This window comes from Parasphingomonas zepuensis (assembly GCF_036663735.1).
Taxonomy (GTDB): domain Bacteria; phylum Pseudomonadota; class Alphaproteobacteria; order Sphingomonadales; family Sphingomonadaceae; genus Sphingomonas.
Map to the genome: position 1 here is coordinate 750,462 of NZ_JAXOJO010000001.1, position 13,909 is coordinate 764,370.

General features: G+C 67.1%; 13 protein-coding genes and 1 riboswitch. Of the genes, 4 read left to right on the forward strand and 9 right to left on the reverse strand.

Features of this window, described 5'->3' with window-relative positions:
• Positions 1-55 precede the first annotated feature (55 nt).
• Together U1769_RS03625 and U1769_RS03630 are read right to left on the reverse strand one after the other, a co-directional pair.
• A complete protein-coding gene (locus tag U1769_RS03625) occupies positions 56-1,360 on the reverse strand; it encodes an AtzE family amidohydrolase (RefSeq protein WP_332712048.1) in 1,305 nt (434 codons plus the stop codon).
• On the reverse strand, positions 1,353-1,490 hold the full coding sequence (locus U1769_RS03630; protein WP_332712052.1) for an AtzG-like protein: 138 nt from the start codon (positions 1,488-1,490) through the stop codon (positions 1,353-1,355). Before U1769_RS03630 ends, U1769_RS03625 begins: the two co-directional genes overlap by 8 nt.
• A 90-nt stretch (positions 1,491-1,580) precedes the next feature.
• Between U1769_RS03630 and U1769_RS03635 the strand changes: the two genes are divergently transcribed.
• The gene (locus U1769_RS03635) at positions 1,581-2,546 is read left to right on the forward strand and encodes a bile acid:sodium symporter family protein (RefSeq protein WP_332712055.1); all 966 of its coding nucleotides are present in this window, start codon (positions 1,581-1,583) and stop codon (positions 2,544-2,546) included.
• Between the two features lie 69 nt (positions 2,547-2,615).
• On the opposite strand, the gene U1769_RS03640 is transcribed toward U1769_RS03635, so the two are convergent.
• From U1769_RS03640 to rpiA, 5 genes are read right to left on the reverse strand one after another with little or no spacing between them, the layout of a single operon-like run.
• On the reverse strand, positions 2,616-3,425 hold the full coding sequence (locus tag U1769_RS03640) for a Cof-type HAD-IIB family hydrolase (RefSeq protein WP_332712058.1): 810 nt from the start codon (positions 3,423-3,425) through the stop codon (positions 2,616-2,618).
• On the reverse strand, positions 3,422-4,408 hold the full coding sequence (gene gnd / locus U1769_RS03645) for a phosphogluconate dehydrogenase (NAD(+)-dependent, decarboxylating) (protein ID WP_332712061.1): 987 nt from the start codon (positions 4,406-4,408) through the stop codon (positions 3,422-3,424). The genes U1769_RS03640 and gnd overlap by 4 nt, the downstream gene beginning before the upstream one ends.
• 25 nt (positions 4,409-4,433) lie before the next feature.
• A complete protein-coding gene (gene tal, locus U1769_RS03650) occupies positions 4,434-5,561 on the reverse strand; it encodes a transaldolase (protein WP_332712063.1) in 1,128 nt (375 codons plus the stop codon).
• A gap of 2 nt (positions 5,562-5,563) precedes the next feature.
• Positions 5,564-7,648: a transketolase gene (tkt, locus tag U1769_RS03655; RefSeq protein ID WP_332712066.1), complete on the reverse strand. Its 2,085-nt coding sequence runs from the start codon at positions 7,646-7,648 to the stop codon at positions 5,564-5,566.
• A gap of 54 nt (positions 7,649-7,702) precedes the next feature.
• Positions 7,703-8,359, reverse strand: a complete 657-nt coding sequence (gene rpiA, locus U1769_RS03660; protein ID WP_332712068.1) for a ribose-5-phosphate isomerase RpiA — start codon at positions 8,357-8,359, stop codon at positions 7,703-7,705.
• Between the two features lie 119 nt (positions 8,360-8,478).
• On the opposite strand from rpiA, the gene U1769_RS03665 reads away from it, so the two are divergent.
• Positions 8,479-9,117 (forward strand): DedA family protein, encoded by a 639-nt coding sequence (locus tag U1769_RS03665; RefSeq protein ID WP_332712070.1) that lies wholly within the window; start codon positions 8,479-8,481, stop codon positions 9,115-9,117.
• Between the two features lie 347 nt (positions 9,118-9,464).
• Here U1769_RS03665 and U1769_RS03670 read toward each other — a convergent pair whose 3' ends face one another.
• Positions 9,465-10,193, reverse strand: a complete 729-nt coding sequence (locus tag U1769_RS03670) for a class I SAM-dependent methyltransferase (RefSeq protein WP_332712073.1) — start codon at positions 10,191-10,193, stop codon at positions 9,465-9,467.
• A 12-nt stretch (positions 10,194-10,205) separates the two neighbouring features.
• On the reverse strand, positions 10,206-10,910 hold the full coding sequence (locus U1769_RS03675) for a DJ-1/PfpI family protein (RefSeq protein ID WP_332712076.1): 705 nt from the start codon (positions 10,908-10,910) through the stop codon (positions 10,206-10,208).
• A 20-nt stretch (positions 10,911-10,930) separates the two neighbouring features.
• Positions 10,931-11,011: riboswitch (ZMP/ZTP riboswitch) on the reverse strand.
• Positions 11,012-11,134: 123 nt separating this feature from the next.
• Between U1769_RS03675 and U1769_RS03680 the strand changes: the two genes are divergently transcribed.
• Both U1769_RS03680 and U1769_RS03685 read left to right on the forward strand, forming a co-directional pair.
• Positions 11,135-13,198, forward strand: coding sequence for a PA5441 family protein (locus tag U1769_RS03680; RefSeq protein WP_332712079.1), 2,064 nt, complete (start codon positions 11,135-11,137; stop codon positions 13,196-13,198).
• 3 nt (positions 13,199-13,201) lie between these two features.
• Positions 13,202-13,903 (forward strand): DUF3142 domain-containing protein, encoded by a 702-nt coding sequence (locus tag U1769_RS03685; protein WP_332712082.1) that lies wholly within the window; start codon positions 13,202-13,204, stop codon positions 13,901-13,903.
• The last annotated feature ends 6 nt before the right edge of the window (positions 13,904-13,909 follow it).

Genomic DNA, 13,909 nt, shown 5'->3' on the forward strand with positions numbered 1-13,909 from the left:
GGCGCCGGATCAACCGATGCGAGCATAGCGCCCCTTTCCGCGAACGGAAGAGGGCTCAGCCGGGCTGGCTGAAGCCGATCACGCCCTCGCCCTCGAGCCGCTCGGCGAGCGCGAACAGCGCGCCTTCGCGGCCCGGCGCGCCGACGAGCTGAAGCCCGAGCGGCAGCTGGCCCGGGCGCAGCAGCGGTACCGCGATCACCGGCAGGCCGATGAAGCTGAGCGGCTGGGTGAGCCGGCCGAGATGGGCGCGGGCGGGCACGCGCTCGCCGTCCACGGTGACGAAGGGATCGTCGATGCGGGGCGCGACATCGCTGACGCACGGCGCGATCAGCACGTCATGGCGCTCGAACAGGGCATCCACGGCGGCGCGGAAGGTCGTGCGAAACGCCTGGGCCGCGAGATAATGCGGTGCGGGCACCATGGCGCCGGCGATCAGGCGGTCGCGCGTGGCGGGATCGAAGGCGAGCGGCCGGCGGCGCAATTCGGGCAAATGCCGCGCCCCGCCCTCGGCCGCCGTCATCAGGAAGGCGGCGGAGCGGGCGCGATCGACCTCGGGGAATTCAACCGTCTCGAGCCCGAGCGATGCCAGCGCGGCCGCCAAATCGGGCGACAGGTTGCGATCGAACCAGCCGCCGAGCCGGGCGACCCGGGCCGGCGCCGGCCCGCCAACGCCGCCCAACACTTCCCAGGCGAGCCTGAGATCGGCGATCGAGGTGGCAAACGGGCCGATATCGTCGAAGCTGTCGACGAACGGATAGACGCCCCGCATCGGCAGGCTGCCATGGGCCGGCTTCAGGCCGTAGAGGCCGCAGAGCGCAGCCGGCACGCGGATCGAGCCGTTGGTGTCCGATCCGAGCGTCAGCGGCAGCATGCCGCTCGCCACCGCGGCGGCCGAGCCGCCGGAGGAGCCGCCGGCGAGCCGGTGGCGATCGTGCGGGTTGCGGGTAGTGCCGAAGGCCGCGTTGACGGTCGCGAAGCCATAAGCGAACTCGTCCATGTTGAGCGTCGCGACCAGCACGGCGCCGGCGCCGCGCAGGCGACGGATCGCCTCGGCATCAGCCGTGGCGGGCGGCGCATCGCGCAACATCGCCGCGCCGGCCGTGGTCGGCAGGCCGGCCACGTCGAACAGGTCCTTCACGCCGTACGGCACGCCCGCGAGCGGCCCGGGGTCGCCGCCCGCCGCGACGATCGCATCCACCGTAGCGGCCTCGGCCAAGGCGCGGCCGTCGAGCAGGCGCGTCACCGCGCCAATCGGGCCATCGCGCTCGCGGATACGCGCGATCGCTGCTTCGGCGACCGACACCGCCGAGCGCCGGCCGCTGCGCACCGCTGCGGCAATGGCGATGACGCTCTCAGTCATCGACCTGCCCGACCAGTTCCGCATGCCCGGCGAGGACAGCGAGATTGCTCCGGACGCCCGGAAGGCATTCGGGCGGGATGTCCAGGTCGAGCAGCGCACGGGCCAGCTCGACGATCGCCGCGTCAGTCAATGGAGGTTCCTGCATGGCTCCGTTTAGAGCGAAAAGGCCCCGGCTGCGCAAATGCATTGCGGCCCGCGACCGATCGCGCGAAGGGGCGGCATGCTGAAGCGCTTCCTCGTCATCTTCGAGCCGTTCATCCTGATGCTGATCGGCACCGTCGTCCTCGCCTCGCTGCTGCCGCCGCGCGGCGGCGCCGTGCCGCTGTTCGGGGCGTTCGCCGATATCGCGATCGTGCTGCTGTTCTTCCTGCACGGCGCGAAGCTGTCGCGCGAGGCAGTGATCGCCGGCATGAGCAACTGGAGGCTGCACCTCGCCGTGTTCGCCGCGACCTATGCGCTGTTCCCGCTGCTCGGGCTGGGCGTCGCGGCATTGCCCTTCCTCGCCCCGCCTGTTGCGATGGGCATGTTGTTCCTGACATTGCTGCCCTCGACCGTGCAATCCTCGATCGCCTTCACCGCGATCGCGCGGGGCAATGTCGCGGCGGCGGTTTGCAGCGCTTCGATCTCCAACCTGCTCGGGATCGTGATGACGCCGGCGCTGACCGCGCTGCTGATCCATTCGAGCGGCAGCGCCAGCGTGTCGCTCTCCTCGATCCAGTCGATCGTGTTTCAGCTGCTGCTGCCGTTCGTCGCCGGGCATTTGTTGCGGCCGTGGATCGGCGCCTTCGTCACGCGGCAGAAGAAGCTGCTGACCGTGGTCGATCGCGGATCGATCCTGCTGGTCGTCTATACCGCGTTCGGCGCGGCGGTGGTCGACGGGATCTGGCACCGGCTGTCGGCGAGCGAGATCGGCGTGCTCCTGGCGGTCTGCACGTTGTTGCTGGTGCTGGTGCTGGTGGCGACCTGGGGGGCGGGCAAGCTGATGGGGCTGAGCCGCGAGGATGCGATCGTGCTGGTATTCTGCGGATCGAAGAAAAGCCTCGTTTCCGGCGTGCCGATGGCCGGCGTGCTGTTCGCACCGGCGCAGGTCGGCCTCGTCATCCTGCCGCTGATGCTGTTCCACCAGCTCCAGCTGATCGCCTGCGCGATCATCGCGCGCCGTTATGCGGACGATCCGGTCGCGTAATCTTCAGGCTGAGAAGGAACGCGTCTGTGTCCCACTATCGCCCCAAGGGTTGAATCGACGCCTGTTCGGTCACGCGCGCGGCAGGATGATCCCGTCGATCGCCGCGGCCACACCGTCAGCGTCATTGCCAGCCGTCACGAAATCGGCCTTGTCCCGTACCTCGGCCGGCCCCTGCCCCATCGCGACCGACAGGCCGGCGCGGGCGAACATCGCCAGGTCGTTGCCTTGATCGCCAATCACTGCGGTCTGCGCGAGGGGGGTATCAAGCGCCCCGGCCAGCAAGGCGACGCCGTCACCCTTGTTGGCGGCGAGCGCCGTGACGTCGAGATAATAGGTCTGCGACTGGACCACGGTCGCGCGGTCGCCGAACGCTTCGCCGACGCGCCTGGTCAAATCGCCGAGCAGCGCCGGATCGTCGCTGACGAAGGTGAGCTTGTCGACGCGGTCGTACAAAGCGCTGAAGTCGCGGCTGACGATCGGGGCCTGGTTCGACGAGACTCGTTCCGATGCGACATGGGCGCCCTGATCGGTGCTGGCATACCAGCGATCGTCAGCGAACACCCAGTGATCGACCGCCGCATCCGCAACAAGCGCAAACACGCCGCTCACCACATCCGGATCGACCCGGTGATGGCACAGCACGGTCCCGTCGCGGCGAAACACCGTGCCGCCGTTGAACGCGCCCATCGCATCGTCGATCGCCAGCGCATCGGCGATCGGCATCATGCCGGAGCGCGGCCGCGCGCTGATGATGGTGAAGCCGAGGCCGGCATCGCGCAGCCGGCCGACCGCCGCGATGGTGCCGGGCGTCAGCTGCTTCTTCCGGTCGACCAGCGTGCCATCCACATCCGAGACGAGCAGCCGGATCTGATGCGTCACTGCGGCATCTCGACATGGCCGCCGAAGCCGAAGCGCATTGCCGAGAGCAACTTGTCGCCGAAGGTGTGATCGACACGGCTGCGATACCGCGCGAACAGGGCGGCGGAGAGCACGTTGACCGGCACTGCCTCCTCCATCGCCGCCTCGATCGTCCAATGGCCTTCGCCCGAATCGGCGACCTTTCCGGAGAATTGATCGAGTGCCTGATCCTGCGCCAGCGCCGCGGCCGACAGATCGAGCAGCCAGGAAGAGATCACGCTGCCCCGCCGCCAGACTTCGGCGATATCGGTCAGGTTGAGATCGAAGCGCTCGTCCTCGGGCAGCTTGTCGGAGGATTTGCCCTTGAGGATATCGAAGCCCTCGGCATAGGCCTGCATCAGGCCATATTCGATGCCGTTATGGACCATCTTCACGAAATGGCCCGCGCCCGCCGGGCCGGCATGGATATAGCCCTTTTCGGCCCGTGCATCCTCGCCCTCATTGGCCATGCGATTGGGCGTGCGCGGGATGGTGCCGAGGCCGGGCGCGAGAGCATCGAGGATCGGATCGAGCAGGTCGACCGCTCCCTTCTCGCCGCCGACCATCATGCAATAGCCGCGTTCGAGCCCCCAGACGCCGCCCGAGGTGCCGACATCGACATAGGCGATGCCCTTTTCCGCGAGCGTCTTCGCGCGGCGGATATCATCCTTGTAGAAGCTGTTGCCGCCGTCGATGACGATGTCACCGGACTTCGCACAGCCTGCGAGGGTCGCGATGGTGTCCTCGGTGGGGGCGCCCGCCGGCAACATCACCCAGAAGATCGCCGGGCTGGCGAGCTTGGCGTGCATATCCTCCAGCGACTCCGCCGCGACAGCACCGTCGGCGACCAGCTCCTCGATCGCCGAGGCGTTGCGGTCGAACACCACCGTCTCATGGCCGGCGCGCATAAGGCGCCGCGCAATGTTGCCGCCCATCCGGCCAAGGCCGATCAGTCCGATACGCATGGCAATCTCCGGATAGGCAGGGGTTTCAGTTGGCGGTTTCGGGATGTTTCGCGGCGATCGCCCCGAGCAGATCGTCGAACGCTTTCGAGAAGGAGGTAACGCCCTCCTCCACCAAAGTGTCCGTGATCTCCCCCAGATCGAGACCGAGCCGTTCGGCCTCGGCCAGCACGTGCCGCGCGCCATCGACATCGGCGGTCAGCGTGGCTGCGGCGGTGCCGCGCTCGCGGAACGCATCGAGGGTCTTGGGCGGCACGGTATTGACCGTGTCCTTGCCGATCAGCGTGTCGAGATAGAGCGTGTCGGGATAGTCCGGGTTCTTGGTGCCGGTCGACGCCCAGAGCAGGCGCTGCGGCATCGCGCCCTTGGCGGCGAGCGCCTGCCAGCGATCCGAGGCGACAAATTCCTCATACCAGGCATAAGCCAGCTTGGCGTTGGCGATGGCGACCTTGCCGCGCACGGCCTTCAGCGCTTCGGCATCGGCATCGCCGTCCTTCACGCGCGCATCGATCTTGTCGTCGATCTTGCTGTCGATGCGGCTGACGAAGAAGCTGGCGACGCTCGCGATCTTGTCGATCGGCTCGCCGCGCGACACGCGATCCTCGAGCCCGTCGACATAGGCCAGCGCGACCGACTTATAGGCATCGAACGAAAAGAGCAGCGTGACGTTGACGTTGATCCCGGCATCGATCGTCGCCGCGATGGCGGGGACGCCGGCGGGGGTGCCCGGAATCTTGATCATCAGGTTCGGCCGGTCGACCGCAGCCCACAATTTCTTCGCCTCGGCGATGGTGCCGTCGGTATCATTGGCGAGATAGGGGGACACTTCGAGGCTGACATAGCCGTCCTTCGCGCCGAGCCGGTCATAGACCGGGCGCAGCGTATCGGCCGCGGCCTGGATGTCCTGGATGGCGAGATGCTCGTAGCGCTGCATCGCTGGTGCGCCGGGATGCGCGCGGTCGAACTCGGCCAGGGCCTCGTCATAAGCGGTGCCATGGCCCATCGCCTTTTCGAAGATCGACGGGTTGGAGGTGACGCCGGTCAGCCCGTCCTCGTCGACGAGCTTCTGCAGCCCGCCCTCGGCGAGGAACTTGCGGTCGACAAAGTCGAGCCAGACGGCCTGGCCCTGTGCGGCGAGATCGTTGAGACGGCCCATGATCAATCCTTTCCGAGCAATTCGCGGGCAACCTTGACGACATTGTCGACGGTGAACCCGAACTTGTCCTGCAGCTTCGCGATCGGGGCTGAGGCACCGAAGGTCGACATGGTTATCGTCCTGCCATCCAGCCCGACATAACGATCCCAGCCGATCTCCCCGCCCATCTCGATCGCGATGCGGGCGGTGACACCCTTGGGCAGGACCGATTCCTTATAGGCCCGATCCTGCAGCTCGTAACGATACCAACTGGGCATCGAGACGACGCGCGAGCGCACGCCCTGTGCCGTCAGCGCCTCATGCGCCGCCACCGCGAGCGAAACCTCGCTGCCGGTGGCGATCAGGATCACTTCGGGATCGGCATCGCCGGCGAGAATATAGCCGCCCTGCATCAGCCCTTCGGCCGAGGCGTATTTCGTCCGGTCGAGCGTCGGCAGCGCCTGGCGCGACAGGATCAGGCTGGTCGGACGATTCTTGTCTTCGAGCGCGGCACGCCACGCCCAGGCCGTCTCGTTGGCGTCGCCGGGGCGAATCGTGTCTAGGCCGGGGATCGCGCGGAGCGTGGCGAGATGCTCGATCGGCTGATGCGTCGGGCCATCCTCGCCCACGCCGATCGAATCATGCGTGAAGACGAAGATCGAGGGCAGCTCCATGATCGCGGCGAGCCGGATCGGCGGGCGCATGTAATCGGCGAACACCATGAAGGTGGAACCGTAAGAGCGCAGGTGCGACAGCGCCATGCCGTTCACCACCGCGCCCATGCCATGCTCGCGCACGCCGAAATGGAAGTTGGAGCCGTCATAGCTGCCCGCCTCGAAGCTGGGCTTGCCCTTGATGTCAGTCTTGGTCGAGGGCGCGAGATCGGCCGAACCGCCGATCAGGAACGGCACGCGGTTGGCGATGGCGTTGAGCACCTTGCCGCCCGCGTCGCGCGAGGCGACGCCCTTCTCATCAGCGTCGAAGGTCGGGATATCGGCATCCCAGCCATCGGGCAGATCGCCCTTCAACAACAGGTCGAGTTCCCCAGCCAGATCGCCATTGGCCTTGCGATAGTCGGCAAACGTCGCTTCCCACGCTTCGCGCAGCGGCCGGCCGCGATCGGCGATCGATTTCTCGAAGGCTTCGGCGACGCCGGCCGGGACGAGGAAGTCGGCATCCTCGGGCCAGCCATAGGCCTTTTTGGTCGCCTTGATGTTGTCGGCGCCGAGCGGCTCGCCATGCGCCTTCTCGCTGCCGGCGCGGGGGCTGCCCCAGCCGATGATCGAATGCACGACAATGAAGGTCGGGCGGTCGTGCGTCGCCTTGAAGCTGGCAAAGGCGTCGGCCAGCGCGCCGCAATCATTGGCGTCGTCGACATGAATGACGTTCCAGCCATAGGCCTGGAAGCGCATGCCGACATCCTCGTCGAAAGCGAGATTCGTGTCGCCCTCGATGCTGATCTGGTTGCTGTCGTAGATCCAGCACAGGTTGGAGAGCTTGAGATGGCCGGCGAGCGAAGCCGCCTCGGCCGAGACGCCCTCCATCATGTCGCCGTCGCCGCACAGCGTATAGACGTCATGATCGAACAGATCGAAGCCGGGCTTGTTGTAGCGCGCGGCGAGCCAGCGCTCGGCGATCGCCATGCCGACGGAGTTGCCGCAGCCGGCACCGAGCGGGCCGGTCGTCGTCTCGACGCCCGTGGTGTGGCGATATTCGGGGTGGCCCGGCGTCTTCGAGCCGAGCTGACGGAAATTCTCGATATCCTCGAGGCTCACCGCGAGCTTGCCGGTCGGCTTGCCGTCGCGATCGACTTCCTTGACGCCGGCGAGGTGCAGCAGCGCGTAGAGCAGCATCGAGGCATGGCCGACCGAGAGCACGAAACGGTCACGGTTGGGCCAGTCGGGCTTGTCGGGATCGGTGCGCAGGAATTGCGACCAGAGCGTGTGGCCGACGGGCGCCAGCGCCATCGGCGTGCCGGGATGGCCCGAATTGGCTTTCTGGACGGCATCCATCGAGAGCGTGCGGATCGTGTCGATCGCCAGGCGCTCCGGCGAACCGTCTTCGTGGAGGCCCTTGACGGGTGCACTGGCCGTTGCGGCGTCTGCCATGGAGAATTCGCTTTCGTACTGTGATGGCCCAACGCCACCGGATGCTGGAAGTTGCTATCTGTCGAGCCGGATCACGCGGCCGCTGTCGCCGATATAGGCGCAATCCACCTCGTCAAGGAAAAGGCCGTGCCCGAGCACGCCGGGAATCGCCGAAATGGCCGCGGCAAGGGCCGAAGGGTCGGGCATGTCAGCGAAAAAACAGTCGATCAGCGCATTGCCCTGATCGGAGCGGGCGTCGCGGATTTCGGTACGCGCGCCGAGCCCCGCCAGCCGATTCGCGACGAAGGCCAGCCCGAACGGCAGCACTTCGACCGGCAGCTTCGCCCGGCCGATCCGGTCGACCCGCTTCGCCGAATCAGCGATGACGATCATGCGGCGCGAGGCAGCAGCGACGATCTTTTCGCGAAGCATGGCGCCACCGGCGCCCTTGATGGCGAAGAACCGGCCGTCGATCTCGTCGGCGCCGTCGATCGTCAGATCGACCGAATCGATCGTCGCGAAATCGAGCAAGGCGATGCCGGCGGCGCGCGCAAGTGCCTCCGAGCGCAGCGAAGTGGCGACCGCGCCGATATCGAGCCCGCCGCGCACCAGCTCGCCCAGCCGCTCGATCGCGAAGGCCGCGGTCGAGCCGGTGCCGAGGCCGACCAGCATGCCGGGGCGCACCTCGGCCACCGCGGCATAAGCCGCGGCGCGTTTGTCGTCGTCGATCATCGCTGCGCCGTCATGAGGGCGGATATAGGGACGATTCGCCCCGGGACAGGCCGAAACCGCCGGACGCCCGCATATTTTCCACTGGCGAGGAACGCGCGCTTCGTCGAAAGGGGGAACCCATGATCGAGAAAATCCTCGCGATACTCGCGACCTTCACCATCGCCGTCATCTCCAAGGGGGGCTATCTCGGCATCGTCCTGCTGATGGCGATCGAATCGGCCTGCATCCCGTTGCCGTCCGAGATCATCATGCCCTTTGCCGGCTATCTCGTCTCGACCGGGGAGTTCAACCTGTATCTCGCGGCGACCGCCGGGGCGATCGGGTGCAATGTCGGATCGATCTTCGCCTATGAAGTGGGCAAGCGCGGCGGCCGGCCGCTGGCCGAGCGCTGGGGCCGCTATGTGCTGATCGGCCCGGGCGAGCTCGACATGGCCGACCGTTTCTTCGATCGCTGGGGCAATCATGCCGTGCTTATCGGGCGGCTGCTGCCGGTGATCCGGTCGTTCATCGCCTTTCCCGCCGGCGTCGCGCGGATGAAGCTGGTGCCGTTCCACATCTACACTTTCATCGGATCCTGGCCCTGGTGCTTCGGCCTGGCCTGGGTCGGCATGGTGCTGGGCGAGAAATGGAACAGCGATCCCCGCGTCAAGACGGCGTTCCATAGTGCCGACGCGCTGATCGGCGTGGTGCTGGTCGCCCTTGTCGGCTTCTATATCTGGCACCGCGTGCGCGGCATGAAGGCGAAGCCGAAGCCATAGTCTTCGTGGCGGAGGCCGAAGTGAAGGGCGCGCCGTGCCGCTGGCGGGCGCCCAATATTCAGGGATTTTTGTCTGGCCACGTCGACCCAAAATTTTCGCGATTTTGCCGATGGGGTGCGTGGTTTTTATTCGATGCAGGGAAGCCTGTTCGTGACCGACGGGAACCTCTTGGCAGAATCGTGATTTTGGCTTTCGCCCGTTAGCGGCGCGTTACTTGGCGAATTATGAGAATGCGTCCGCGAATTCGCGGTTTCATTCGAGATCGTCTTGCGCATGACCGGGGCCCGTGTCGTTGCTTCTCCCCTAGGATAAAGCTGCCGAAGCCCGCAGTGAATCGACCGAAGAGGTCACGCCGCCGGCTTGCGCCATTCCATGATGAGGAACCACGGCGCGCGCCGATAGCGCTCCACGCTCGCCGGATCGCCGCCATAGGGCGAGGGTTCGGCGAAATGCGTCAGGACCAGCCCCTGACCAAGCAGCAGCGCCATGTAGGTGGAGAGCGGGCGGTGCCAGTTCTGGATGTGGATGCCCCGCCAGCCGACCCATTCGGCGCGTTCGTCGAGATAATGATCGATCGCGAAGCGGGCCGTGCCGTCCGGCCCGACCTGCCAGCCATCGACCTGCCCGGCGGTGTTGAAGCTGGTGAGGTTGGCGATCAGCAGCACGCCGCCAGGCCGCAGGACGCGCGCCATCTCGGCGATAGCGCGCGCGATATCGGGAATGTCGATCAGCGACAGATAGCTTACCACCAGATCGATGCTGCCATCGGGCACATCCAGCGCCTCGGCCCGGCCCATACGATAGTCGCCCGCCGGATCGCGCCGCCGCGCCTCGGCGATCAGGGCTTCGGTCGGATCGATGCCGATGGCTTTGACGCCGCGCGCGGCGAGCTGGCGGCAGAAACGGCCCTCGCCGCAGCCGATATCGAGCGCGGTGGCGAAGGGCCGCGCGGCGACGCGATCGAGCATTGGCCGATCGAGCACACAGGCGCGGCCGAAATCGCCCTGCTCGCCCATGTCGGCGATCCAGGCGTCCGCGGATTCAGTCCAGCCGTCCGACATCATGACTTCCCCCATCTTCGCTCGTCGTCAGCCGGTAGCGGCGGCCATCGCCCGGGCAGCCGCCAGGGTGCGCGCGTCGCGATCCGGCGCGCTGCGGGCGACCATCGCCCGGTACCCGGCGATCGCCCCGGCATCTGCGCGTTCCGGCGATCCCGAATCGAACGGCGGCTGCGGATCATATTCGAGGCTGAGCTGGACCAGCTTGGCATGCGCCTCGCCGCGGATTGCGGCGGTCAGGGCCAGGCCGAAATCGATCCCTGCCGTCACCCCGCCGCCCGTCACGCGGTTGCGATCGAACACCACGCGTTCCTTCACCGGCACTGCGCCGAAGGCAGCGAGATGATGGTGCGAGCCCCAGTGCGTCGTCGCGCGATAGCCCCGGAGCAGCCCGGCCGCGCCGAGCAGCAGCGCGCCGGTGCAGACGCTGGTCACCCAGGTGGCGCCGGCCGCCGCCTGCCGGACCCAGGCGAGGGTGGCCGGGTCCTCCATCGCATCCGTCACGCCGAAACCGCCGGGGATGCAGAGAATGTCGGGCTGGACCGCACCGGCGAAGGTCACGCCGGGCAGCAGCGGGAAGCCAGCATCGGTCGGCACCGGCGCCAGATCCCCGGCGACGAGATCGATCGTGGCGTTGCCGAGCCGTGACAACACCTGGGCCGGGCCAGTCAGATCGAGCTGGGTGACGTTGGGGAAGATCAGGAAGGCGACGCGGATCGGCGACAGATCGGGCATGGGGACGCTCCTGTTGTCCAGAGATCTGCCCAGGCGAGCGGCTTCAATCTACCCCGCGCTTCCTTGTGGTGCTCCACGATTCGCCAGTCACGCTGGAGGCAGACGAATATCCCCGGTTTCCGCCCCCGACAAGCTGGCGGGCCCGATCGGCCATCCGCTGCTAATCCCTCGACCCGAATCCCGGATCGTTGCAGAAGGTCGGGCGGATAGCCGGAGAGATCGTCATGCACCGAATTTGCGCCTTGCTCGCGGCGGCGTTCCTTGCGCTGGCATGGCAGGCCCCTGCCGCAGCGAGCGGCGATTACGGCTGTTCGCCGTCGTGGAAGCTGAAGCACCGCGACATGAGCGGCTGCGACGATATGGCCGTGCTGGGCCCGGCGAACGATACGCGCGTGAACCTCAGCCTGTTGTTGCTCGACCGGCGCGGCGGCCGACCGCGCGGCACAACGCCCGCGCTGGCGCCGACGGCGCTGTTCGACTGGCGCAGCTTCAGCGCCCAGGCCTTTCCCGGGCCGGAACAGGCGACGACCATCAGCTATGCCGAAGGCGAAGGATCGCGTTGCCGCAGCAATGACAGCGGGATCGCCGCGTTCGCCGCTGCGGTCAACGGCACCCCCCAGGTGCCGGAGGAGGAACGACAGGCGCTGATCGCAGCGCGGCGCGCCTTCAAGCCAAGTTGCACCGAAGGCAGCGGGGAAGCGCCGATTGCCATGGACGGGCGCATCCGATCGGCCATGGGCAAGGCGTTCGCCGTCTATCTGCGCGGCGCCTCCGCTTTCTATGCCGGCGACTATGATGCCGCGGCAGCGAGCTTTGCGGCGTTGCGCAGCGTGAGCCAGCCCTGGCTGAAAGAAACCGCTTCTTACATGATTGGCCGGATCGAGGTGAATCGCGCGCAGATCGATGCGTTCGATGCCTATGGCTATCCGAAGGGCGCGGCGCAGGCCGACCGAAAGGCGCTCGCCGATGCCGAGGCGGGCCTGCGCGCCTATCTGCGCAGCTATCCGGGCGGTCTTTATGCGGCATCCGCGCGCGGGCTGTTGCGGCGGGTCTATTGGCTCGGCGGAGACACCGACCGGCTGACGAGCGCCTATGTGGAGGCGCTCGGGCAGGCCGGGGGCAATGTCGGCGATCTCGCCGACGAGATCGACAACAAGCTGTTGCCGGGCCTGATCGCGGCAAAACCGAACGATCCGATCCTGCTCGCGGTGCTGGATCTCCAGCGCATGCGCGAGGGAGCGGTCTCCCCGATCACCCGGGCCGAGATCGAGGCGCAGCGGCCGCATTTCTCGGGCGACGCTGCCTTGTTCGACTATCTGCTCGCCGCTTATGCCTGGTTCGTCGAGGACAAGCCGGATGCGGTGCTGAAATTGATCCCCGATGCGGCGCGGCAGAAGAATTTCAGCTATCTCCAGTTCAGCCGCCAGATGCTGCGCGGGGCAGCCCTTGATGCGCTCGGGGACCGCAACGCCCGCGGATTCTGGCTGGAGATGATTTCAGGCACTACCCAGCCTTTCCAGCGGCCGGCGGCCGAGCTTGCCCTTGCCCTGCATGATGAGCGAAACGGCAAACTGGACGGGCTGTTCGACGCAGCTTCTCCGGTGCGCACCCCTGCGATCCGGGAGATATTGCTGACCAAGGTGGCGGGGCCGGCGCTGCTGCGGCGGCAGGCGAAGGACAGCGCCGCACCGCGGCACGAGCGCGACGTCGCGCTGTTCGTGCTGCTCTACAAGGATCTGACCCGGGGCGCCTATCGCGACTTTGTCGCGGACGAGGCGCTGGTGCCGGCTGGTGGCAGCACGGACGGCAGCATCTCTGATCTGGTGGGGGGCGAACAGCCGCCCATCGGCATCTTCAGCCAGAACAAGAGCGTGGGCGGCTATGACTGCCCGGCGCTGAAGGCGGTGGCTCGTCAGCTTGCCGCGGAGCCCCGCAACGCCGGGGCTCAGCTGTGCCTCGCCGATTTCATGCGGGTGACCGGCTTCGACAATTATGCCCTGGACGAGCCAACTCCCGCGGACGAACTGGGCGGGACCGCATCGCGGTTTCCAGGCCCGCCCGTCTTTTCCAGGCTCGATCTCTACCGGGCGATCATCGCTGACGCCAAGGCACCGGCGCCCGACAAGGCCTATGCGCTGTACCGGGCGATCAATTGCTATGCGACATCGGGCAACAACAGCTGCGGCAGCGCCGGCGTCCCGATCGCGCAGCGCAAGGCGTGGTTCCAGCGGCTGAAGAAGGATTATCCCGCGTCGCGCTGGGCGCAGGAGCTGCGCTATTACTGGTAAGCCATGATCCGGCTCGCCGCCGCGCTGTTGCTGACGCTGGCCGCGCCCGGCCCGGCACAGCGCGTCGATGCCGCGCATTATGACGCGTTCTGGCTATGGGCCGGGGTCAAACCCCAGCCGGTGCTGGCTGGCGCGCGTACCGTCTATCTTCTCCAAGGCCAGGTTTCGGCCAATCCGGTGCGGCTGATCGCGCAACGGCCCGCGGTGCCGCGGGTGCGGGGGCCGGACGTCTGGATGGTCGTACGGGTGGAGACGCTGCGCTGGCCCGAGCTGGTCCATGCCCAGGTGATCACTCAGCTGACCCGGTGGCGTGCCGCGGGGAACCGGGTGGTTGGGCTGCAAATCGATTTCGATGCCCGCACGCGGCACCTGGAGGACTATGCCGGGTTCCTGAAGGATTTACGCCGCCGGCTGCCGCGCGACTGCCGGTTGGGCATCACCGGCCTGCTCGACTGGAGCAGCAATGGCGATCCGCAGGGGCTGGACGCGCTGGCCGGTGCGGTCGACGAAGTGGTGCTGCAGATCTACCAGGGGCGCCGCGTCATTCCCGGCTATGCCGGCTATCTCGAACGGCTTGGCCGGTTGAAGATTCCGTTCCGGATAGGGCTGCTACAAGGCGGTGAATGGCAGGCACCCGAGGGTCTCGAGGCGAACCCGCATTTCCGCGGTTATGTGGTGTTCCTGCAGAACCCGGTGCGGCGTTAGACAAGC